This is a genomic window from Mycoplasma sp. 4044, assembly GCF_053851695.1.
The window spans coordinates 419,614-443,733 of sequence record NZ_JBSQBD010000001.1 but is presented as its reverse complement, the minus strand read 5'-3'; the positions used below and the strand labels follow the sequence as shown (position 1 = coordinate 443,733).

The window sequence follows — 24,120 nt, the reverse complement described above, 5'->3', positions numbered from 1 at the left end:
TTAACCTCTCAATTTTGCGAAATATGTTAGTGTTGCAACCAATTCACCTTGCGGAATTTGTTTTCTGTCAGCAGTTCCTGCCACGTCACAATGAATAAAATCAACATCGTCAACAAATTCTTTTAAAAACATTGCAGCTGTATTGCTATCACTTGGTGTGTCATTTGAACAGTTTAATAGATCAGCTACTTTTGATTCTTGATTATATTTATGAAAATCTTCATGTAAAGGCATTCTTCAAACTTTTTCTCTTGCAATTTGTGACGCTTGCGCAAAAAGCAATCAATTTTCATCACTAGTTGAATAAATTCCACTATAAACTGAACCTAAGGCTCTTACCATTGAACCAGTTAGAGTAGCCACATCTACAATCAAGTTTGCTTTTAAAACATCTTTTGCATAAGTATTACCATCTGCTAAAACCAAACGACCTTCAGCATCAGTATCAACTATTTCAACAGTTTTCTTAGACATTGAAACATACACGTTCTCAGGTAGTGAAGCATCACCATCTAATCTGTTATCTGTAATCATCATCACTGCACTGGCATTTACTTTTAGTTTTAGTTGTGCTATTGATTTTAAAGCATAAGCAGCAATTACACTTCCTGACATATCATATTTCATACCTTCCATGAAATATCCTTTAGTGTTAACTCCACCAGTGTCAAAAGTAATTCCTTTACCAACAAAAGCCATTCTTTGCGTCTTTTTAGTATTTCCTGTGTAATTAATTACTACAACTCTTGGTTCAAAAGTTGATCCGCGATTAACACTCAACATTAGACCCATTCCAAGATCTTCGATTTCTTTTCTTCCTAAAACTTGTACTTCAACATTTTCTAGATTTCTAAAATCCTCAACTATATAGTCAGCCAATCATTCACTATTACATACATTTGGCGGGGTGATTTGTAAGTCACGAGTTCTTGTTACATTTTCACTGATAATCAATAACTCTTTTACTAAAGAACGATATTTGGCATCACTCATAACCAATGTAGGATATTTGAAAGATTTGGTTTTTTCAGTTTTTACATTGTAAATATTTTCTTTAAAAAATGGATAACGTGTGTAAAAAGCAGTTAAAACGTCTTCATTTGATATTTTTTCATTCACAAAAGAGTCTAAGTCAATAGCATCAAATTCATAGTCAGAATTTATGATTTTATCGACCGCTTTTCTTAATTCAACATAATTCTTAATTTCATCTAAATAAACGTAATAATTTTTGTTGGCATTGTCGTAAGTTACTTTATCCTTGATGCGTGAAATAAATTCTGGAGCAGTGCCATTTTTATATACAGCCTGCAAAACTTTTTTGTTTTTAGGTAATTTATTAGTATAGTTTTTCAACATTTCAACCTCCTATAAAAGTGGAATTTTACGCATAATTGCTTGAGCTTCCGTTTCATCATCTCAAACACTTACTTGTACTTCTCCAATGTGGTGCTTTTCTAAAAGAAACATTGCTATTCTACTTTGACCAATACCTCCACCTACTGTAAGCGGTAAAGTTTTATCAATAATTTTGGCATGATAAGGACTGATTGCTTTAATTTCTTCTTTACTTAATTGATATTGTCGTTGTATTGATTCTGCATCTACTCTGATTCCCATACTACTCAATTCTAGTGCTTGATCGTTAGTTGCATCGTAGACTACAATATCACCATTTAATAATCAATTGTCGTAATCTTTTGCCCGTTTCGAGTGTGGTTGTTTGTCTGGCAAATCATACCCTATTTGACTAATAAACGCAGCCTTGTGTTTTTTAATAAATTCATATTCTCTTTGTCCTGGATCTAAATTTGGATAAAGGTTGTATAGTTGCTGAGAAGTGATAAATGTTATCTTTTTGGGTAATTTTTGTTCCAAAACCGGATATAAACGATTGATTGCTTTTTCAGTGTTTTTTAGACACTTGTAAATTGTTTCAACTACTTTTTTAAGGTACTTGATATTGTATTGATCTTCGCCAATAACTTTCTCTCAGTCTCATTGGTCGACATAAAATGAATGTAAGGAATCTAAAATTTCCTCTCTTCTGATTGCATTCATGTCAGTATAAATCCCTTCTCCAACATGAAAATCATAACGATTAAGAGCATGTCTCTTTCACTTTGCAAGTGAGTGAACAACTTCTAATTCGTATTCAAAATTTTTAGCAAAAAATGCTACTGCTTTTTCTCCATTTAATGTGTCGTTTAATCCACTATTTTTGGCTAAAAATAATGGAGCAGATACTCTTGTTAAATTTAGTTCTTTACGTAAGTTATGAGAAAAAATGTCTTTAAGTTTTTCGATAGCAAATTGTGTTTCTTTTATGTTTAGTTTATTCATAGAATAAATTTTAATGCAATCTCTTAAAACTTTTCGAAAAGAAAAAAATAACTGCATTATCGCAGTTACTTAGTAGATCAATCAATAGTTGTTTTGTTTAAACTAGTCAATATGTCATTACATTTTTTGAAAACATTAGAACCCAAAAAACCTCTATAAGCGCTTAATCCTGAAGGATGAGAAGTGAATAAGTAAAAATTGTCCTTGAGAATCAAATTGTTCTTGATTAAGAAATTTTTGGCGTAATTACCAAAAACTAAAAACACTAAATTTTTGTGTCTTTTACAAATTTCACTAAGAGTCTTGGCAGTAAAAATGTTTCAATTTCAGTCTTTGTGCGACAAAGCCTTACCAATTTCAGCAGTTAATGTTGTATTAAGCAAAAGAACTCCTTGATTGCGTCAATTTATTAGATTATTGGTCAAAAAGACTGAATCAGGATATGAATTTTTGATTTCTTTGAAAATATTATTTAATGAAGGTGGTCGTTTGTTACTGCTGGAACTGAAAGCTAAACCATCCGCAACCCCTTTGGTAAAATAAGGGTCCTGACCTAGTATTATGACTTTAAGATTTTTAAAATCCAAGTCAAAGCATTTAAAAATGTTGTTTTTTGATGGAGCTAGTTTTTCATCTTCAATTTGATTCAAATTATTTGCAATTTTGACAAAATATTCTTGCTTTTGCTCTTGCTCTAAAAAGTCATTGAAACTAAACGCTTTGTTTGACACGTTTTTTTCCCTCTATTTGATATTCAATTAAGTACAATCACTCATTGTTAATACTTATTTTCATAGGAGTAGAAACCTTTTTCTTAGTTGCTCGGAAAATTTTTATTCTCTTTCCATTTTCAACTATAAATGCTCCTGGTTGGTCATTAAAAGCTTTAATTTTTGCTAGCGCTTTATCAATAGAATCAGCTGGCAGAATTTCGGCTTCGTGATTTTCTATTTTTGGTGCTCAAGTAACTTTTGCTTCGTCTTGAACTACTGCTTCATTTGAACCTTGAATTAAATCATTCAGTCAATTATCAATATTCTTTGTTGTGTGATCAGCCATTTTTTCATAAAGCTCTAAAGCAGTGTCATTTTCTTCGATATCAAAGTAAACTTGTGCAATCATGTCACCAGCATCCATTGCTTTAGTCATATAAATTAGTGTTACTCCAGTTTGCTTATCTCCATTCAACAGCGCATGTTGAATAGGAGCTGCTCCACGATATTTCTCTAGCAATGAACCATGCACATTTATTGATGCTGTTTTCGCTAACTTAAGAACTTTTTCAGGAATATATTGTCCAAAAGCAGCAGTAATCAAAAAATCATAGTCCAACGAAGACAATTCATCATAAATTTCGCCAATTTTTTCAGGTTGGTATAACTTGATAGCGTTTTGTTTAGCAAGGCTTGCAGTTGATGTATCCAAAAGTTGTTTTTTTCTGTCAAATTGACGATTCGGTTGTGAAACGATTGCTACAACCTCATATTTTTCGTTATTAATAAAATGAGAAAAAATTTTGGCACTGAAATCAATAGTTCCAGCAAGGATAACTCTAGTTTTTTTCATGTCTTGAATTATACAAAAACCTTGTTGGCAACAGAAAATAAAAAGTGCCATTTGGGCACTTAAATATTATTCATGGTTAGGTAAATTTTTCAATTGTGGGAATAATAAAACTTCACGAATTGATTCATTTTCAGTTAGTAACATTACTAAGCGATCTATTCCAATTCCACATCCACCAGCAGGAGGCATTCCATATTCTAAAGCTTCGACAAAGTCTCAGTCAATTTCGTTAGCTTCGTCGTTTCCTGCTTCACGTTCTTCTAATTGTGATTCAAAACGTTCTAATTGGTCAATTGGGTCAGTTAGCTCAGTAAACATGTTAGCAAATTCTTTTTTGTTGATGAATAATTCTGCTCTTAATGTGAAACGTTCATCCTCAGGCATTTTAGCAGCTAAAGGTGAAATTTCAATTGGGTGTCCTCACACAAATGTTGGTTGAATTAATGTTTCTTCTACATATTTTTCAAACAATTCGTTAATTACGTGTCCTAATTTGAAATATTTTTCAACTTTAATTCCATGTTTTTTAGCAAGTTCAACAGCTTCTTGGTCATTTAGTTTTCTTACATCTAATCCTACTTTTTCACTCACAGCATCCACCATATTAATGCGTTTGAATGGTGCTTTAAATGAAATAGTTTGACCACCAAAATTTACTGTTTCAAATCCTAAAACGTTAGCCAAGTAATTGAAAAGTTGTTCACAACGTTCCATCATTCCTTCCATGTTCGAGTGTGCTTCATAGAATTCTATAGATGTAAATTCAGGATTGTGAGTTGTGTCAACTCCTTCATTTCTAAAAATACGACCTATTTCGTAAACTCTTTCTAGTCCACCTACTAAACATTTTTTAAGTGGTAATTCTGTTGCAATACGTAAATAAAAATCACTTGATAAAGCATTGTAGTATGTAGTGAAAGGTCTAGCAGCTGCTCCACCCAAAATTGGTTGAAGAACTGGTGTATCAACTTCCAAATAGCCGTTTGAGTCAAAGAAACGACGCACAGAAGCAATAATTTTTGAACGTAAAATGAATGTTCTTTTCGTATCTTTGTTAACTGTTAAATCAACATAACGACGACGGTATCTTTCTTCTTGATCAACTAATCCATGGAATTTGTCTGGCAATGGTCTTAGAGCTTTAGTTAGCAATTCAAACTTAGCAACCTTAACCATAATTTCATTAGTGTGAGTTTTTGAAACTAACCCTTCAGCATGTAAGATGTCTCCTAAATCAACTAATTTTAGAACTTCGTTTTGTACTTCAGATAGTGATTTTTTATCAATGTAAAGTTGCACTGTGTTTTCTCTATCTTGAAGCACCAAAAAAGGTCCACGCTTAGCAATTAAACGTCCGTTTACTGAAACTATTACGTTTTTTTGTTCTAGTTGTTCGCGATCGAATGAATCAAATTGTTCATGGATTTGTCCACAGTTGTGACTTGCTTTGATCGCTAAACTAAATGCTGGTTTATTTAGTTTTTGCAATTGTGCAATTTTTTCACGACGGACAAGTTCTTGTTCTGAAAATTTTCTTTCCATAATGTGTCTCCAATAGTCAAAAAAAATTAATTAAACATAAGTTTAAAAATATTTATGCTTAATATTTTATAAAAAAAGGCTCCAGAATTTACACAATTGCTTTCTTAAGATCATAAAGTAAACAAAAGAATATTCAAGAGACTGAAAAAAGACACAAAAATAACTTATTGTGAGACACGTAAATAATATTATTTGGCCTAAAATTTGCAATTGCTGTAAAATTGTTAATGTTATACATTAAATGGAGGTTTTATGTTAGAAGTACAAAATTTAAGCAAAATTTTCAGTGATAAAAAACTGTTTCAAAATGTTAATTTGAAGTTTTTACCCGGGAACACTTACGGAATAATTGGGGCAAATGGAGTCGGAAAAAGTACATTTCTAAAAATCCTAGCAGGACAAGAAGAACAAAGTAGCGGAGAAATTATTAAATCAAAAGGTTCTCGTCTTTCAGTATTGAGTCAAAATCAAAATGAGTTTGACGATTTTATTGTTACCGAAGTTGTTATTATGGGTAATCAAGATTTATACAAAATTCAAGAAGAGAAAAATGCCATTTATGCTAATCCTGAAGCTTCGATGGAAGATTATGAAAGAGCTAGCGTTTTGGAAGAAAAATTTGGTGAAATGGGTGGATGAAACGCTGAAAATGATGCCCAAACCTTACTATCTGGCTTAGGAATTGATAAAGAAAAATGAACCATGCCAATGGCTAAACTAAAAGCTAATGAAAAGGTTAAAGTATTGATTGCTAAGGCTTTATTTGGCAATCCAGACATTCTAATAATGGATGAACCTACTAACCACCTTGACTTAAAAACAATCAAATGATTAGAAAACTTTTTAATTGATTATGAAAACATAGTTATTGTTGTTAGCCACGATAGTGACTTTTTAGATGCTGTGTGTACTCACACAGTTGATATTGATTTTAATGAAGCTAGATTATTCACTGGTAACTATAGTTTTTGAAAACAATCAAGTCAATTGATCATGGAAATGCAAAAACAAGCTAATCTAAAAAAAGAAGAGCAAGCAGCTAAATTAAAAGAATTCATTGCTCGTTTTAGTGCTAATGCTTCAAAAAGTCGTCAAGCAACAAGCCGTAAGAAAGCTTTAGAAAAAATTGTCATTGACGAAATTAAACCTTCATCGCGTAAATATCCATTTATCAACTTCGATCTTAACCGTGCACCTGGTAAACAAATTTTAGAAGTTGAAAATTTAAGTTACATTAATGATAAGGGCGAAACACTTTTCCAAAATGTTTCATTTACCTTGAAACCTGGTGAAAAAATGGCAATCATCGGCGACGATGATATTGCTAAAACAAAATTACTAGAAATCATTATGGGACTTGAAAAACCAACTAGTGGTACAGTAAACTGGGGAATTACTATTACTCCTAACTACTTCCCGAACAACAACGAAAAATTTTTCCAAAACGATATGACTATTTTGGAGTGAATTAGTCAATGACCACTAAACAATTCGACACAAGAAACTAAGGATAATTCAGATCACCGTATGCGTGCTTACTTAGGAAGAATGCTATTTTCGAATGACTCAGTATTTAAAAAAGTAAAAGTAACATCTGGGGGAGAAAAAGCAAGATTAATGTTTTCAAAACTAATGTTAGAAGAAAGTAATTTCTTAGTTTTTGACCAACCTACTGACCACTTGGACTCAGAAAGCATTGACTCGCTTGTTGAAGCTATTCAAAAATATAAATCTGGAACTATTTTCACCACATACAACCGGGGGTTAGTTAAAGAAGCAGCTAATGTGATTTTAGAAGTTAAAAATAATGAAAGTTTCTTATTCTACGGAAACTTAGATGAATATGAAGAAGCAATGGGGTACTAACATGATTGACTGAGAATTGTTAAATAAATGAAAAAATAATTTCAAAAGCAACAAAAATTTGAATGTTTTGAGTCATTCGATAATCAAAAACGGAATTAATAACACAGTTTACAATAATGATGTTATTGCTCGTCATCCCCATGTTTTCAGTCACGAATTAAAGACTGGAGATATAACTAACCAAAAACAATCTGGAAGATGTTGAATTTTTGCTTCTTTGAATATGGCAAGGGTTCAAAGCATTGAAAAACTAAACATTGAAAACTTTGAATTTAGTGAAAACTACTTCAATTTTTGAGAAAAAGTAGAAAAAGCTAACACTTTCTTAACTAACATTGTGGCTTATGGTTTAGAACTGGATCTTAATGATCGCCTGATGCAAAGATTCTTACAAGATCCGGTTGGGGATGGTGGTTATTATGCTTGATGAGAGAGTTTGGTTCACAAATATGGAGCAGTTCCGAAACAAGTAATGCCAGAAACAATTAGTTCTGAAGCAACTGATAAAGTAAGTGAGTTATTGAATAATGTAGTCATTATGGCTGCTTTAAAAATGCGTCAAGAATATGCAAACAATAAAAAGGCTGATTTAGATAAAATTAGAATTCAAACTTTAGACCAAGTTTATAGTATTTGTGCTCAAGCTTTCGGAATTCCCCCTTATGAATTTGATTTTGAGTACTATGACAAAGATAAAAAATTTCATCGTCTAAAAGATATGACACCAATGAGTTTCTATGAAAAATTTCTTAAGGATGAATTGAGTCAAAAAATTACCCTTATTTCAGATCCGAGAGAAATTTATCCTTATGGAAAAATGATTGAGGCAAAATATTTCCGTACCGCTGTTGAAGGAAGTTTAAACAAAGCTCTAAATGTTCCAATTGAAGAATTGAAACTTGCAGCTAAAAAATCATTGCTAGCTAATAAAGCGGTTTGATTCGGGTGTGATGTTAGTCAAATGGCCGATAGAAAACTAGGAATTTTTGATTCTGAAATTTACAATTACGACGCAATGGGAATAAAAATTTCACAGTTAACAAAAGCGCAAAAATTTGCAACAGGACTGATTTCACTCAACCACGCAATGACTTTGACTGGTGTAGACATTGAAAATGACACAACCAAAAACTGAAAAGTAGAAAATTCTTGGGGCGGAGATCTTGCTAAAAAAGGAATTTTTTCAATGTCAGATAAGTGATTTGATGACTACGTTTTCGAAGTGATTGTAGATAAAGAATTTGTAAGCGAAAAATATTTGAAAGGATTAGAAGAGGATCCTATTATTGTCGAACCTTGAGATCCTCTAGCGTAATTATGAAAAAAGAAATAACTCAAGAATTACTAACAAAATTTGAAACCGATTTTGTTAAAAATAACTTTAATAAAACACTAACAAATGCTGTTACAAAAAACGGAATTAAAGAAGTAAGTTTCAATAATGAAGTAAAAATCAAACACAATCACGTGTTTTCAAGCGTTATTAATTCAGGGGCAGTAACGAATCAAAAACATTCAGGAAGATGCTGAATTTTTGCTTCATTAAATATGGAAAGAATTAATGCTGCTAAAAAGCTAAACATCGATGACATTGAATTTAGTCAAAGTTTCTTACTTTTTTATGACAAAATCGAAAAATCAAATACATTTTTACAAAACTTTATTGAATATGGTTTAGAGCTTGGCTTCAATGATACATTGTTTGTTAAACTAATGGATGGTCCGGCAGACGATGGTGGGTTCTGAGAATGATTCTTAGCTCTTATTAATAAATATGGAATTGTGCCAAAATCAGTAATGCCAGATGTATTTGAAGCCCAAAACACTGATACTTTAATGTTCGTTCTAAATTCAAAACTAAAACAAGCAGCAATGGAGTTAAGACAGGACTGACAAAAGAATCACGATGTTGAAAAACTCTATGAATTAAAAGAGAAAACAATGAGTGAAATTTACTCAATCTGCGCCATAAGTTTGGGTATTCCACCAAAAACTTTTGACTACAAATACTATGACAAGGACAAGAAATTTCAACAAATATTAAACACAACTCCAAAAGAATTCTTTGACTTGACTATTGGTGATTCGCTGAAAAACAAAGTGTGTCTTGTTAATGATCCACGTCCAGAGCACCCATACGGAAAAGTTTTAAGTTCAAAATACTTTAGAAGTGTTTATGAAGCCGTTGGAAACAACCAATTAAACGTACCAATTGAAGAATTAGTTAAAGCTACAAAATTATCAATTTTAGACAACATTAGTGTTCCATTTGCTTGTGACGTTTCAAAATTTCATGATCGTAAACTTGGGATTATGGATCAAGAGTTATACAAATTTGAAGATGTTGTAGCCAATATCTACACAACCAAAGCACAAAGACTAAATTATCATATGAGTCTTCCAACTCACTTAATGAATTTTGTTGGAGTTGATTTAGACGAAAATGGTAAAGTAATCAAATGAAAAGTTGAAAACTCATGAGGTGATGACATTGCTGATAAAGGTATGTTCAGTATGTCAAATGAGTGATTCAAAGAATGAAACTTCCAATGTGTAGTTGACAAAAAATATGTTGATCCTGAGTATCTAAAAGGTTTAGATGAAGAACCACACATGCTTGACATTAATGATCCGTTAGCATACTTACACTAAAAGAAATAAAAAGCCGACAATTGCTTTCTTAGTTAAAGCTGTCGGCTTATTTTTTGTATCTGATTTAATTTTTCATCTATTAATTTTTCAATGTCTTGAAATTGTTTACTATTGATCTGTTGCCAAAAACCATGGTTTATATTATCAAAAACAATAATTTCGACACCTTGTTCCTTAGCTACATTTTCAACATCGTCTTTTTGAATACAAGTGTCAATTGAACCGGTAATCAACATGTAATTGTGTACATTTTCATACAATTCTTTTATTTTGTTAGATGTGTATTTTTTGTTCATTAGCTGAGTACTTACTAAGTAAGCAAATTTATTGCTTGAACCTATCAAAGCTGAAGTTTTTTTCACTAAATTTTTAGTGATTTTTGTAAGTGATAAAGTATTCTTTTTGTCACTATTTTTATTTGCTTTTGCTAAGGATAGAAATGAGTTTGTAGATTTGAAAAAGTTTTTAGCTCATTCAGAAGTAAAGAAATTTGTTTTGTAATTGAAAGGTGAAGACAGAATTCCATATTTTGCTAAGTTATTTTCTAAGAGATATAAAGCAATGCATGCTCCCATTGAGTGACTCACAACCAAGCAATCCTCATAGCCAATTTTACGAACAAATTCAGCAACAATTTTTTGATTGTATTCAATAGTTATTTGATTGCAAGCAGTAGTGAACCCACACCCAGGCAAATCTAGCATAGCAATATCATAATCACGTTCAGTATCAATGAATGCTTTTCAAATATTTAATGAAGAATTAAAACCGTGCACAAATAAAACTTTTTTAGCACGGTTATTATTTTCTACATAGCAATGAACATTTTCATTGAGTATCTGAATATTTAGTCAGTTATTATTCTCCATAAATAGTTGTTAGAATTTCGTCAATGGTTAGTGTTCCAAACATTTCACTGAAATTATCAAATGATTCAAGAATTTTTCTTGTCACTTCTTTTTTATATTCGCTTCCAGTTAGTTGTTTTTCAACTTCATCATGATCTGTTAATGATAAGTAGTCACCTTCTAGACGAATGTGTTCAAAAACGTTTTCTTTTACTGAATATTTTACTTTTAAAATTCCACCATTTCATTTTGCTTCATTGATAACACTGAATGGGAATTGTTTTTTAAATACTCATTCATCTGAGTGACGATATTCTGCTAATTTAAGCATTTCTTGTTCGTATTTAGCAGGTAGATCTTCAACTTTAACATTATGTTTATGTTCGAAGAAGCTTACAAGTCTTGATACAAATTCTTTAACGTCAATTTTATTTGGTAATGTGTCAATAATATTTGTAACTCTTTGTCTTGCGCTTTTAATTCCTTTAGATTGCATTTTTAATTTCGAAGGAATTAAATAGTTTCCAACTTTTTCTAAATTAGCGTCGAAAAGTAATGTTCCATGGTGCACAATTTTGTCTTTGTAAATAAATTGTGAGTTTCCTGAAAATTTAAGTCCATCAATAACTAAATCGTTACGTCCTTTGAAATAAGCATTAACACCTAAAGATTTTAAAAATTCTAAAATTGGCTGTAAAAATTGTTCGTAACTTTGTCCGTTTTCGCGTTTTGTAATGAAACTAAAGTTAACATTTCCTAGATCATGATAAACAGCTCCACCACCACTTAAACGACGGTAAAGTTCAACATTATTTTTGTTTAATTCATCGATTTTAACTTCTTCATAGACATTTTGATTACGTCCAATAATAACTGCATTTTCATGTTGGTAAAAGTAAATAATATCTTCGGTATTAGAATCATCTTTAACTAACAACTCTTCCATTGTAAGAGTGTAAAAAGGTGAATATTTTTTAGCTAAATATATTTTCATGCTTGCTCCTTAAATGGTTTTTTCTAAAAAGATTCCAATTCCATTATCATCATTTGACTCAGTAACAAAAGTTGCTTGTTGTTTGATAACATCTCTTGCTTGCCCTAATGCTACTGAATAGTCACTGACCTCAAACATTGGTAAGTCGTTGTTTTCGTCACCAAAAACAACGGTTTCCGATTTTTTTACATAATTGTTATCAATCAAGTATTGTAAACCAGTACCTTTATCGATGTTTTTAGGAATTATATCTAAAATTGCTGAGTTAGATTGTAGTGGGTAGCAGTCTTGCAATTCATTTAGTTCTTTTTTAATTTCTTCAATACTTCCCAATACTTCATCACTGATGCAAATGATTTTGTAAATTTCATGGTCACTTAGTTTGAAAGTATTTAAGTCAATTTCTAAAACTTTGGCACGATATTCTTTTTCAACAGCATCATTAGTTTTTTTAATGAAATTTACTCATTTACTTTGCTCATTGAAGTGTTTGTAATAAATTGAATCCTGAGTATAAACTAAAATAGTTGATTTTTCTTTTCAAAGAATATTGAATGCTTTCGTTGCATCACTTAATGGAATTGCATGTTTAGAAATGAAAGACTTATTTTTTCAGTCATAAATTAGTGCTCCATTGCAGAAAGAGCAAGGAAAATCAGGCTCAATTTGATCCATAAATTTTAAAGATAGAAAAGGTGTTCTCCCTGTATTAAGTGAGAATTTTTTTCCGTGTTTTTTTAACTCCTTGATAGTATTTAATGTTCTAGGGTCAATTTGTTTTTCTTTCGTTAACAAAGTCCCATCTAGGTCAAAAATAAAATAATTTAGGTTTTTTGTATTCATAAAAAATATTTTATATTTTTCAGACACAAAAAATTAAAATTGTGCTTTTTTTGTTTTGTATGTTAATATTTATTAATATTAGATAAGCGCTATTTTAAGGAGGAAAATGGACTCAAAAGAATACTTTTCTAAAACTGATATTGCTAAAGGTTTAAACGATGCTGAAGTTGCTAAAAGTCGTGAACTCTTTGGTAAAAATAGTTTGAAAGAAGCAAAGAAAAAGCACTGACTTATTGTTTATTTGGAACAATTTAAAGATTTAATGGTTATTTTGTTACTTGTTGCTACCGTTATCGCCTTTGCACTTGCAATTTTCGAAGGGGTACACACAAAATGAAACTGACAAACCTCGCTAGTGGTTTCTTTTGTTGAACCATTCATCATTTTATTTGTTGTAATGACAAATGCAATAGTAGGAACAGTACAAGAAATAAAAAGTCAAAAAGCTGTTGAATCCTTAAAAAATATGTCTCCCTTGATGTCGAAAGTAATTCGAAACGGAATTTTACAAAACATTAAAGCCGAAGACATTGTTGTTGGTGATATTTTAATTATTGAATCCGGAGATATTGTTGGAGCTGATGGTTTGCTACTTGAAAGTACAAATCTAAGCTGTATTGAATCTTCTCTAACTGGAGAATCTACTGCAAGTCAAAAAGATGCAAAAGCTACTCGAGACTTGAACTTGCCAATCGCAGATCAAGATTTTAAAGTCTTCTCTTCTTCTGCTGTTGCAACAGGAAGAGGAGTAGTTCTAGTTACTGAAGTTGGTCAACAAACTCAAATCGGAAATATTTCTACTCTAATATCTGAACAAGAAAACTCATTAACTCCATTGCAAATCAAAATTAACAAACTAGGAAAAGTTTTTGGGTTTGGTGGAATTATATTGTTTGTAGTTTCATTCATTATGCAAATAATATTCCAAGCAGTTGGACACCAAGGTTTTGATAAAACTAGTTTTTGATCTTCAAGCCTAGTTAACTCAATTTCACTTGCTGTAGCTGCAATTCCTGAAGGATTAGTTGCCTTCACAACTATTATTCTTTCATTGAGTGTTCGCTCAATGGCAAAACGAAAAGCAATTGTAAAAAGTCTTATGGCAGTAGAAACACTTGGGTCAACTGCAGTTATATGTTCTGACAAAACAGGAACTTTGACTCAAAACAAAATGACTGTTGTAAGTTACTGAAACAATCAGTTCATGAGTGAGAATAATCAGAAAGATTTTCAAAAAACAGCAATTTTGTTTGCTTTATGTACTGATGCTAATGTTTTTTATGAAAACGATGAGCTAAAAGAAGTTGGAGATCCGACTGAAACTGCTTTACTTCACTCACTAAAAAAATTAAATAATCAAACAGTTGATCAAATTCGTTCTTTATACCCAAGAGTTAAATCATTCCCATTTGATAGCGATAGAAAATTAATGTCTACTATTAATGAAATCGACAATCAGAAAGTAATTATTGTAAAGGGAGCACCAGAACAAATTTTCAATGCTCTACAAGACAAGTCAAATCTAGATGAACTACACAAAATTAACGAACAATGAGCTAAACAAGGTTATCGTGTTCTAGCTTTAGGAATGCGTCCTTTAAATAAAAAAGAAGCTGAAAATATTGACTTACTATCAGAGCAAAGTATTGAAAATGATTTAATTTTTGGTGGAATGGTAGCAATGATTGACCCACCAAGAGAATCTTCAAAAGAAGCAATTGCTATCTGTAAAAAAGCTGGAATTAAACCAATTATGATTACTGGTGACAATTTAGTAACCTCAAAAGCAATTGCTCATGAACTAGGAATTTACCAAGAAGGTGACATCGCAGTTAATGGTGTACAACTTGAAAAAATGAGTGATGAAGAGCTTTTAAATGAAATTCAAAACATTTCGGTTTATGCTCGTGTTGCTCCAAAGGATAAAATTAGAATTGTTAAGATGTGACAACAAAAAGATCAAGTAGTTGCCATGACAGGAGACGGAGTTAATGATGCTCCTGCTTTAAAAGCCAGTGATATTGGTTGTGCAATGGGAATTACTGGTACTGAAGTTTCAAAAGAAGCTGCCGACTTGATCTTAGTAGATGATAACTTTGCAACTGTGGTTGAAGCTGTTAAAAATGGACGCTCAATTTACCAAAGAATTAAGAATGTCATTCAGTCTTTACTTATTACATCTGTTGCTGAAATTGTTTTAGTTTTCTTTGGACTAATCATTTTCCGCTTAGTTTTCAAAAATGAAATTAATAAATACAGTTCAGAAGTTGCTGGATGAGATTTCTTTGTTCTATCAGCTACTCAATTATTGTGAATTAACTTATTTACTCACGGTTTTCCAGGAATAGCACTTGGATTGCAAGAAAATAATGAAAATTATATGAACCGACGTCCATATTCAAAACATGAATCTATCTTTGCTCGTGGAATGGGTATTAATACAATCTGACAAGGAATTTTTATGGGTTCACTATCAGTCATAGGTTACTGATTAGGAGCTAGTTGAGCGCTAAAAAATGGTCATGGTTCAGAATTCGTAAATGCCGGTTCTACTGTAGCCTTCATCATTCTAGGAATTGGTGCAACATTTAATACATTGACACTAATGTCTAGAAAACCAATTATTTGCTTAAACCCATTAAAATACTGAAAAGCTTACAGTTCTGTTATCTTTTCAATTGGATTTTTACTGCTAGTAACATACGTATCAAACATTGCTGAAGTATTTAACTTAATGACTAACTTTGCTAAATATTCAATACTTAATGCCTACGCGTATGGTTTAGTAGCAATAATTATTCCAGTGTATGCAGTTCATAAAATTATTACCAATTTAGTGATAAGTTCAAGAATGAAAAAACACCAAATTACTAGTTTTGAACTTATCCAAAAACCTACTGGTTTTTTCAAAAAAGGTTTTAAAAAAGAATAAAATTTAAAGAAATAGATTGAAAAATCTATTTTTGTTTATTTTTTAGAAAGGACGGAAAATATGTGAAGAGTTTTTCGGGCAATGGAATTCAAATACAAGATGCTTGCCTTGTTGACTGTTTTCATGTCAATTGGACAAGTAATCATTTCAATTCTAGCGCCTAACTTCTTAGCACAACTTATAACACAAGTTGGACTTTATGAGGCCAATCAAAAATTAATGGAAACCAAACCAGTTTCGATTGATATTCTAAATATTATCCATATCTCATACAAAGATCCACAATCAGCTATGACTGGGATAACTATTATTTTTTTAGTTACTCTTTTTGTGGGACTAATTCTAGGAGTTTTGGCCAGTGTTTGTGCTAATGTTATCGCTGTTAAAACAGCGCAAAGACTGAGAGCAAATCTTTTTGCTCACATTCAGACACTGAATGCTAAAAAACTAACTCAAATTTCACAACCTCGCTTGTTAACTACTTTTACTAGTGACATAGCAAGAATTCAAGATGGAATTCTGACTTCATTGAGAACAATGATTCTAGGGCCTATTTTCTTTATTGGTGGTTTCATTTTGGCCTTAATGACTAATTTAAAATTCTCAATTTCGATGGCGATTTTAATTCCTTTACTTCTTTTAGTAACAGTTATTGTCGCAATTAAAGGTATTCCTTACTTTAAGAAGCAACAAACTGCATTAGATGCTATCAACTTAGAAAGTCAAGAAAACATTGGTGGAATCAAAGTTATTAAATCATTCAATCTTGAAAACAATCAAGAAAAAAAATATATTAAAGCTAATGATAATTGACTAAGTGTTTCAACTCGTGCCAACCTGATTCAAAGTATGGCAATCCCAGTTGTTTCACTGATTGTAAACTTGAGTACACTAGTTATCTTCGTTATTGCTGGTATCTTTGAAAGACCGGACTTAAGTGGATTACAAAGTAATGAAATTCAAGAAAAATTAGCTGAATATGCAAAATTCTTAACATCGATTAACGCCTTTATTGGATATCTATGGGTTGTTTCGAGCGGATTAATTATGTCAATCTTTGTTTCAGTCTTTTTCTTTAGAAGCCAAGTGTCAGCCTCACGGGTATGAAACATTATGGCAATGAAAAATAGTCTAAAACAAAATTTAGACTCAAAAGATGAAATTCAAGCAGGAACAATCAAATTTGACAATGTGTTCTTTAAATATTTCAAAGACTCACCAGAATATGTTTTAAGAAATATCAATCTTGAAATTCAAGCAGGACAAACTATTGGAATAATTGGACCTACCGGTTCAGGAAAAAGTTCAATTGCTAAGCTAATTACTCATGACTGAGATGTTACTGAAGGAAATTTACTTATCGACGGCATTGATATCACTGACTATAGTATTGCCAACGTTAACAAATCAATAAGTCACGTGTATCAAAAACCTTTCTTGTTATCAGGAACTATTCGTTCAAATATGCTTTTTGGAAATCCTGATGCAACTGAAGAAGAAATAGATCATGCTTTAAAAATCGCTGGAGCTTATGACTTTGTTTACTCATTTAATGACGGTCTAGACCACCCTGTGAGTCAAGGCTCAACTAACTTAAGTGGCGGACAAAGACAACGTATTTTTATTGCTCAAGCATTGCTGAAAAATCCAAAAATCATAATTTTTGATGACTCAACATCAGCACTTGATAATAAAACTGACAAGTTAGTTCGTCAAAACATTAAAAAATATTATCAAGATACTACTACAATCATCATCAGTCAAAAACTTTCTTCAATTATTGAATGTGACAAAATCGCAATTATTGAAGATGGACAAATCACAGCGTTTGACAATCATGAAAACTTATTAAAAACTAATAAATACTATCGTGAAGTGGCTGAAGCACAGTTAGGAGGAAATGATGCCTAGATATAATATGCATGCTGTTCCCTACAGAAAAATAAGCTACTGAAAAGAATTCAAAAAAATGATTAAGTACTTTGACAAAAATGAACTTAAAACAATTTCAATCTTTTTTGTTAGTTTACTTTCTGCTGCTGTCACTGTTCTTGCAAACTTTTTAGTAGGTAAACTTATAGATAAATTCTTTTTACCTAATAAAATTGCTGGTTTTGACCAAAACAAATTCATAATATTCCTAATATATCTAGCAATTTGTTACATATTAGGACAAGCATTCATTTTAATAATTAATTGATTCAGTGCCAAAATGGCTATGCGGGCTGCAGCACAAATGAGGCTACAATCCTATAAAAACTTAATGAAAATGCCATTAAGCTATTTTGAAACTAAAAATAGTGGACAATTAATGTCAACACTTACAAATGACATTGATAACGTTGCCATGGGATTAATGACCTTGATTTCACAAGCAATGATAACTATCAACTTTACTATTATTTGTTTAATAGCGATATTTGTAACAGCTCCTTTCATTGGACTATTTACGGTTGCTTTGATTCCAGTTCTTTACACTGCAATGTTTCTATTTATTAAATTTGCTATGCCTGCATTCCATCAACAACAAATCAGTATTTCAATGGTTAACGGATTTGTTGAAGAAATTATCAAGGGACAAAATATTATTACTTCTTTCAATCGCCAAGAAGAAATGATTAAACGTTTCAAAGTACACAACGATAATTTAGTTAAACCTGCAATGAAAGCCGGAATTTTGGGAGGAATTACATATCCTTACTCAAATCTGGCTGCTATGATTTTACGTTTAGCAGTAATCAGTCTTGCGGCATTTCTAATTATGAATAACAAATCTGGTGGTAATGGAGTTATGACACTTGGAGCATTATCAGCAGTTAATATCTATTTAGTAATTTTTACCAACCAATTTATTCAAGTAATGAACGTTTTCTCAACTATTCAAATGGCAGTTGCTTCTAGTTCTAGAATCAGTGAAATGATGGTTTTAAAACCAGAAATTGACAATTCGAAATTATTGACAATCACCGATATCAAAGGTGATATTAAATTTGAAAATGTTGATTTTTCATACACAAATGATCCGGAAAACTTACAACTTAAAAAAGCAAGTTTTTGAGCTAAGAAAGGGCAAAGCATTGCCATTGTGGGGCCTACCGGAGCAGGAAAAACTACAATTGTTAACTTGCTTTCGAAGTTCTACCAACCACTAGGTGGGAAAATCTTGGTTGACGATCGTGACTTAACACAATATAGTGAAGAATCATGAAGAGATAATATTTCTGTTGTTCTTCAAGATACATTCTTATTCAAAGGAACTATCAAAGAAAATCTTCGTTATGGAAACTTAAAAGCTACTGATGAAGAAATCCATGAAGCTGCTAAATTAGCACATGCTGATGAATTCATTCAAAAACTTGAACACGGATATGATACTGTAATTGATCAAAGCGGTTCAAACTTATCTCAAGGAGAAAGACAACTTATCGCTATTGCAAGAGCTATTTTAAGTAATAAGGACATCTTAATTCTTGATGAAGCAACAAGTAATGTCGATGTGCACACAGAGAAAAATATTCAAAAAGCAATGCTTAACTTGATGAAAGGAAAAACTTCATTCATCATTGCTCACCGTCTTTCAACAATAGTTAACTCTACATGTATATTGGTTGTCGATAAAGGGCAAATTGTAGAAAAAGGAAATCACCAAGAACTATTAGCATTGAAAGGTATGTATGAAAAAATGTACCATTCAAACTTTGAGGATAATGATTAATTAAAGATGCAAAAAGAATATAAATTATGATGTGAGTTTTATGGTAAAAATCGTAAAGCTCTTAGACAAATAAAAAAATACCAGTCAGCTGATGAAAACAGTGAATTTTATCAAGATATTAAAATAAACGAAGGAGTTTTCGTCGCTCAAACTGGTTATGGATACAATAAATTCAATGAAGCAACAATCAGGGGCTTAGCACACTCATATGCCAATTTCCTTAAATCTAAATATGATTCCACACAACCAATAAGAATTTTGCTAGCTTCTGATGGAAGTGATGCTCAATTCAGCCGCTTAATCAACGAGTTCGGTCAAGTCTTGATGGCTTCAAATATCAAGGTTTACTTATTTGAAAAATCTGCTCATGTTTCAAAAGACTTTGCCTTTTACGTGATGCAAAAAACAAAAGACTTGCATAATCTAGTTTTCTTCAGTGATTTTAGTCAGTCACACAAAACAAAAGCACTGTACTTCTTTGATGAAAAATTAAGACGTTTTTTTGACAAAGATATCAATGAACTTTACAATTACTACTTACAAAATGTAAACATCTTCTTAACACCAAGCCTTTTAGATGATTTCTTTTATCTAAAAGTAGACATGTTAATGGAAGAATATGTAAGTGAAATTCTTAAATTGCAAATTAGACCTTTTGACAAAAAAGAACTAAAAATCAAACTAGTAAATAATCCTGCTTCACAATTAGCTGTGCAAAAAATACTAGGTAAGATGGACTATAGTTATTCTTACTTGAAAACCAAAAAAACTCATAAAAATGCAACTCTAATTTTCAATAAAGATTTTTTAAAATTCAAAAAATCCAATTATAAGCATGATAACTTTTTGTTTGTTTTTAATCCTGAAATAAAAGTTTTAAATATTTATCAAAGGAGATTTTTACTCCTTTATAAGAAAATAAATCCTAATGACTTGATTATGGCTTATTTAGATTTTGTCGGAAGTCAAATGAAACAAAATCAAAAGAGTTTACGTTATAAAGAAATTTACATTAGTCCTTTTTTAAGAAACAATATCTATAAATTGGACGAAAAATATTATGGTAACATTCACAAAAAAATATTTTTAGATAAAAGAGATTTCTTATCGATTAGAGCACAGTATTTCATGAGCTTCGATGAAGATGGTGCAATGTATGTAAAAAAACCTTTAATGAATGAGAACAATGCTGTAATGTTCTTTGTTACTATGATTGAAATGCTTAACTATTTCAAAAGTCAAAATAAGAGCATTAAACAGGTTTTTAAAGAACAAAACAAACTATATAGTAATGAAATAGTGGACATTTTCAGAGTGCCCATTAATAGAAAGTTTGTAAAAGATTTTCTTGAAATATTAGTGCAACTTAAAAAAATTGCTAATCGTTATATTTTTAATCAAATACCTATGAAAGATTATCGTTCATATGAAAATCAATATGTGTATAAAGTAGTGTTTGATAATAGTGAATGACTAGGAATAAAATTTGACAAGAATGAAGACGAATTAGTATTCTATAATCAAGTTTTGAAAAATAAAAAAGATATTGCACAAACTAAAAAGTTCTTTAAGAAAGTAATTTCACTTTTAAACAAGAAAGATAAAAAAAATATTTCCGTTTCACTTTCTAAAGTACTGAGTTCGAAAAATGGCTAATAATGCCATTTTTTTTAATGTTTTTTAGTCACATTAGATAAAAAGTGAACTTTTACTGATTGTTAGCACTCAAGAAAATGTTTTTTTGTTAAAAAAGTAAAAAACTTCTATGGAAAATTTTCAAAGAATAAAAAAAAAAAAAAAAAAAACAAGGGCATTAAGTGTCCTTGTGAAGTGCCTAAATTATAGACTTGCCATGTGTTTTAGTGTTCTAACGAATTGAGAAACAAAACTTTGCTCGTTGTCGTATCAAGCAAAAACTTTGTATAATCTTTTTCCTTCATGTTCTACAAATGTAGTCAATTTTGAGTCGAAAACTGAACCATAAGTTGTTCCGATAATATCACTTGAAACTAGCTCGTCTTCTGTATATAGTAACGAATCTGAAGAAGCGTTTTTAATTGCTTGATTAATTTCTTCAACACTTGGTTGTTTTTCAAGTTCTACAGTTAGATCAATAATTGATCCAGTAATTGTTGGAACACGTAATGATGTACCATCTAATTTTCCACTTAGTGTAGGAATAACTTTTCCAATTGCTTTTGCAGCACCTGTTGTAGTAGGAACCATGTTTTGAGCTGCTGCACGAGCACGACGTAAGTCACGGTGAGGAGCATCTTGTAGATTTTGATCAGCTGTGTAAGCATGAACTGTTGTCATGAATCCTTTAACGATTCCGAATTCTTTTTCAAGTACATTCGCAACTGGTGCTAAACAGTTAGTTGTACATGAACCCGCTGAAACAATAACATCGTCTTTAGTTAAAATTTCTTCATTTACTGAGTAAACTACTGTTTTTACTGATTTTGAATTCTTTGCAGGGGCAGTAATTAGAACTTTTTTAGCTCCTGCTTGTAGATGTAGTGATGAACCTTCTTCAGTAACAAAACGTCCAGTCCCTTCGATAACAATGTCAACATTTAAGTCTTTTCAAGGTAATTGTGAAGGATCTTTTTCTGCAAAAACTGGGAATTTTTTACCATCAACAACAAGCATATTATCTTCTGCTTTAATGTCGTGTTTAAAAGCGCGGTGTGCTGTATCGTACTTTAATAGGTGTGCTAGTGTTGCTGCATCTGTTAAATCATTAATAGCAACAACTTCTAAATTTGGGTCATTATAGATTTCACGGAACACTAATCTTCCGATTCTTCCGAAACCATTTATAGCTATTTTTTTAGGTTGCATATTTCTCCTTATTATTTAACTTAATTATAAAAAAATTAACCCCTTATGTCAAATAAAAAATGTTCGTTTTGGGACATAAAAAATGGTTAAAAAGCTTTGTTTGAACGCTTTGGTTTAATAACCTTGAATCCGTTGTCGATTATTAGTTTCAAGTTGCGAATTATCTTGGAATTCTGTGTGTCTTCGACACTTGATTTTTTGGTTATTAGCGACAATTTTCCATCAAAATAATCATCCGAAGCAGTAATAAAAGTACTTTTTTCATAAGTTACACGGATTCTTAAAATGTAACTTATGAATGAGTTAACATATCAGTCTGGTTTTGAACCTGAGCCAAAATCACTAATGTATAAATTATCTACTTCGCTCAGTAAATCTGTCAGTGTTCTTCTTTCTTCATTGCTTGATTTTGAGTAAAAAAGATACAAATCGTTGTAGTCTAACAGTGCTACACTGTGTCCTTTGCTTGCCTCTTGATAAGCTAGAAATTTCAGAACTGTCAAAGAGCGAAAAATGTTGTAATCTACTAAATAAAGCGAATAAGCTGGTAAAGAATACTTTGGAGATACTACTTTTTTGAGTAAATCTAAGTCTTTTGTTCAATATGAATTAGTATCGCAAATAATCGATTCTAAATCGTCCATCATTCTTTTACCTTCACGCGAAGATTTTTTTAATTTTTTGTCAATTATTGAATCAAGGTCACGCTCTAAAGGGGTTATTGCGGTTAGTCAAAACTTGTCGCGCATTAAAGCACTTTTGTATCAACTTTCTTTTGAAAAATCACGATCAAGAGAATTGTTAGCGTTTAAAATCGGACTTCAATTTGGCAATTTATTATGCGTTTTAAAATAGCTATAATAATCGAAGAGAACTGTTTCACCGTTTTTGATTTGTCAGTCAGTCAGTTTAAGTTTTTTGATTACTTTTTTGATTATTTCACTATTAAAAACCTCTTGACGGTAAGCGTCAAGACAGCTTTTGCTATGCTGAGTATCAGAAACTGACAATTGAGATAAGTTTCTTACTTGTTTTAATTCAGACATAAATTAATCCTCAAAACCTAATTCTGCTCAGTTTAGAACTGATTCTTCTTTAAAGCTTTTTCTTACTAAATATTGTGTGTCAACTTGAGTATTAGTTGAAATTTTATATGAAAGTGCTCTTTGTAATTCGTTTTCAACATCAATATCTGACTTGATATTTTTATTTGCGTAATCACGAGCAATTTTTTCAATGTATTGGCAAACAATACTTTTATTAATTTTCATTGAATAATCAATGAATAAATTTATTGCATTAAAAGTAAAACCTAAGTCTGAAAGTTTTGAAACCATATTAATTTGCGAAGGACTAGGTTCTAAATTGGTTAAATGCTTGATGTAATCACGTGGCGACAATCTCTTTTCATTTTCTAAATCATCTAAATCAATTTGTTGGGTTGCACGAAGATCATGATTATTTGAAACAAAAACTCCTAGTTCTTCATTAGCAAAAACTTCAGTAAACTTTTTAGTTTTGTTAGCATAATCTGATCTTGAATAATTATTAATTGCGTTGTGTTTAAGAATTTTGTCAAATCTTTGTTGTCCGATTTTAGCGATTAATGATTTGCTAATAATGCTATTTGAAAATGTCTTCACATCCATTGGTTTACGAATTTCAATTAGCCCACTATTGTATAAATCTGATTCAAAATAATTAATTAAGCCAACAGCTTCTAATTTTTCTTTTGCTTGTATTAATTCTTGTGAACTTATATTTAATAAATAAGCAAGTTCTTTTTGACTAATACGAACTCTTGCTGATTGCAAAAGAGTTGCTTCATCAACTAAAGCACAATAAAAACTCGAAGCTTCAACACCAATAATAGGTAGATATAACAGCCTTACAATTTCAAAATCTTTTTGATCTACTACTAAATTTTTTTCAATGTAAAAACTGTCATATTTCATGATTTTGTCCTGCCTTTTTA

Annotated in this window: 18 protein-coding genes; 7 read left to right on the top strand and 11 right to left on the bottom strand. The window is 31.1% G+C overall.

The window, feature by feature from the left end:
* The 5 genes from ACWXVN_RS01920 to lysS form a co-directional block, all read right to left on the bottom strand.
* Entirely contained in the window at nt 1-1,359 is a 1,359-nt protein-coding gene (locus tag ACWXVN_RS01920) for a M17 family metallopeptidase (RefSeq protein ID WP_455978938.1), read from the bottom strand.
* 9 nt (nt 1,360-1,368) lie between these two features.
* Nucleotides 1,369-2,343 (bottom strand): aspartate--ammonia ligase, encoded by a 975-nt coding sequence (asnA, locus tag ACWXVN_RS01915; protein ID WP_455978937.1) that lies wholly within the window; start codon nt 2,341-2,343, stop codon nt 1,369-1,371.
* A 65-nt stretch (nt 2,344-2,408) separates the two neighbouring features.
* Nucleotides 2,409-3,074, bottom strand: coding sequence for a uracil-DNA glycosylase (locus tag ACWXVN_RS01910; RefSeq protein ID WP_455978936.1), 666 nt, complete (start codon nt 3,072-3,074; stop codon nt 2,409-2,411).
* Nucleotides 3,055-3,909, bottom strand: a complete 855-nt coding sequence (fmt, locus tag ACWXVN_RS01905; protein WP_455978935.1) for a methionyl-tRNA formyltransferase — start codon at nt 3,907-3,909, stop codon at nt 3,055-3,057. Before fmt ends, ACWXVN_RS01910 begins: the two co-directional genes overlap by 20 nt.
* A 66-nt stretch (nt 3,910-3,975) precedes the next feature.
* Nucleotides 3,976-5,451, bottom strand: a complete 1,476-nt coding sequence (gene lysS, locus ACWXVN_RS01900) for a lysine--tRNA ligase (RefSeq protein ID WP_438341396.1) — start codon at nt 5,449-5,451, stop codon at nt 3,976-3,978.
* 252 nt (nt 5,452-5,703) lie between these two features.
* Between lysS and ACWXVN_RS01895 the strand changes: the two genes are divergently transcribed.
* Genes ACWXVN_RS01895 through ACWXVN_RS01885 form a run of 3 tightly spaced genes read left to right on the top strand, consistent with a single transcriptional unit; the run spans nt 5,704 to nt 9,969 of the window.
* Nucleotides 5,704-7,317 carry an ABC-F family ATP-binding cassette domain-containing protein gene (locus ACWXVN_RS01895; protein WP_455967718.1) on the top strand — a complete coding sequence of 538 codons (1,614 nt, stop codon included), beginning with the start codon at nt 5,704-5,706 and terminating at the stop codon, nt 7,315-7,317.
* The gene (locus tag ACWXVN_RS01890; RefSeq protein ID WP_455978934.1) at nt 7,295-8,632 is read left to right on the top strand and encodes a C1 family peptidase; all 1,338 of its coding nucleotides are present in this window, start codon (nt 7,295-7,297) and stop codon (nt 8,630-8,632) included. The genes ACWXVN_RS01895 and ACWXVN_RS01890 overlap by 23 nt, the downstream gene beginning before the upstream one ends.
* Before the next feature lie 2 nt (nt 8,633-8,634).
* Nucleotides 8,635-9,969 carry a C1 family peptidase gene (locus tag ACWXVN_RS01885; protein ID WP_455978933.1) on the top strand — a complete coding sequence of 445 codons (1,335 nt, stop codon included), beginning with the start codon at nt 8,635-8,637 and terminating at the stop codon, nt 9,967-9,969.
* Nucleotides 9,970-10,001: 32 nt separating this feature from the next.
* Here ACWXVN_RS01885 and ACWXVN_RS01880 read toward each other — a convergent pair whose 3' ends face one another.
* The 3 genes from ACWXVN_RS01880 to ACWXVN_RS01870 are packed head-to-tail and all read right to left on the bottom strand — an operon-like array spanning nt 10,002 to nt 12,654.
* Nucleotides 10,002-10,838, bottom strand: a complete 837-nt coding sequence (locus tag ACWXVN_RS01880) for an alpha/beta fold hydrolase (protein WP_455978932.1) — start codon at nt 10,836-10,838, stop codon at nt 10,002-10,004.
* Nucleotides 10,828-11,811, bottom strand: a complete 984-nt coding sequence (locus tag ACWXVN_RS01875) for a lipoate--protein ligase (protein WP_455978931.1) — start codon at nt 11,809-11,811, stop codon at nt 10,828-10,830. The genes ACWXVN_RS01880 and ACWXVN_RS01875 overlap by 11 nt, the downstream gene beginning before the upstream one ends.
* A 9-nt stretch (nt 11,812-11,820) precedes the next feature.
* Nucleotides 11,821-12,654, bottom strand: a complete 834-nt coding sequence (locus tag ACWXVN_RS01870) for a Cof-type HAD-IIB family hydrolase (RefSeq protein ID WP_438341402.1) — start codon at nt 12,652-12,654, stop codon at nt 11,821-11,823.
* Between the two features lie 106 nt (nt 12,655-12,760).
* Between ACWXVN_RS01870 and ACWXVN_RS01865 the strand changes: the two genes are divergently transcribed.
* Genes ACWXVN_RS01865 through ACWXVN_RS01850 form a run of 4 tightly spaced genes read left to right on the top strand, consistent with a single transcriptional unit; the run spans nt 12,761 to nt 20,957 of the window.
* A complete protein-coding gene (locus ACWXVN_RS01865) occupies nt 12,761-15,586 on the top strand; it encodes a cation-translocating P-type ATPase (RefSeq protein ID WP_455978930.1) in 2,826 nt (941 codons plus the stop codon).
* Between the two features lie 60 nt (nt 15,587-15,646).
* Nucleotides 15,647-17,497, top strand: coding sequence for an ABC transporter ATP-binding protein (locus ACWXVN_RS01860; protein WP_455978929.1), 1,851 nt, complete (start codon nt 15,647-15,649; stop codon nt 17,495-17,497).
* Nucleotides 17,487-19,301, top strand: a complete 1,815-nt coding sequence (locus ACWXVN_RS01855) for an ABC transporter ATP-binding protein (RefSeq protein WP_455978928.1) — start codon at nt 17,487-17,489, stop codon at nt 19,299-19,301. The genes ACWXVN_RS01860 and ACWXVN_RS01855 overlap by 11 nt, the downstream gene beginning before the upstream one ends.
* 6 nt (nt 19,302-19,307) lie before the next feature.
* Nucleotides 19,308-20,957 (top strand): hypothetical protein, encoded by a 1,650-nt coding sequence (locus ACWXVN_RS01850; protein WP_455978927.1) that lies wholly within the window; start codon nt 19,308-19,310, stop codon nt 20,955-20,957.
* Between the two features lie 183 nt (nt 20,958-21,140).
* Here the strand turns inward: ACWXVN_RS01850 and gap are convergent, their stop codons facing one another.
* The 3 genes from gap to ACWXVN_RS01835 all read right to left on the bottom strand — a co-directional run bounded on the left by gap (nt 21,141) and on the right by ACWXVN_RS01835 (nt 24,100).
* Nucleotides 21,141-22,145 carry a type I glyceraldehyde-3-phosphate dehydrogenase gene (gene gap, locus ACWXVN_RS01845; RefSeq protein WP_455978926.1) on the bottom strand — a complete coding sequence of 335 codons (1,005 nt, stop codon included), beginning with the start codon at nt 22,143-22,145 and terminating at the stop codon, nt 21,141-21,143.
* 86 nt (nt 22,146-22,231) lie between these two features.
* Nucleotides 22,232-23,191: a hypothetical protein gene (locus ACWXVN_RS01840; RefSeq protein ID WP_455978925.1), complete on the bottom strand. Its 960-nt coding sequence runs from the start codon at nt 23,189-23,191 to the stop codon at nt 22,232-22,234.
* 3 nt (nt 23,192-23,194) lie between these two features.
* The gene (locus ACWXVN_RS01835) at nt 23,195-24,100 is read right to left on the bottom strand and encodes a DnaD domain protein (RefSeq protein WP_455978924.1); all 906 of its coding nucleotides are present in this window, start codon (nt 24,098-24,100) and stop codon (nt 23,195-23,197) included.
* Nucleotides 24,101-24,120: the final 20 nt, after the last annotated feature.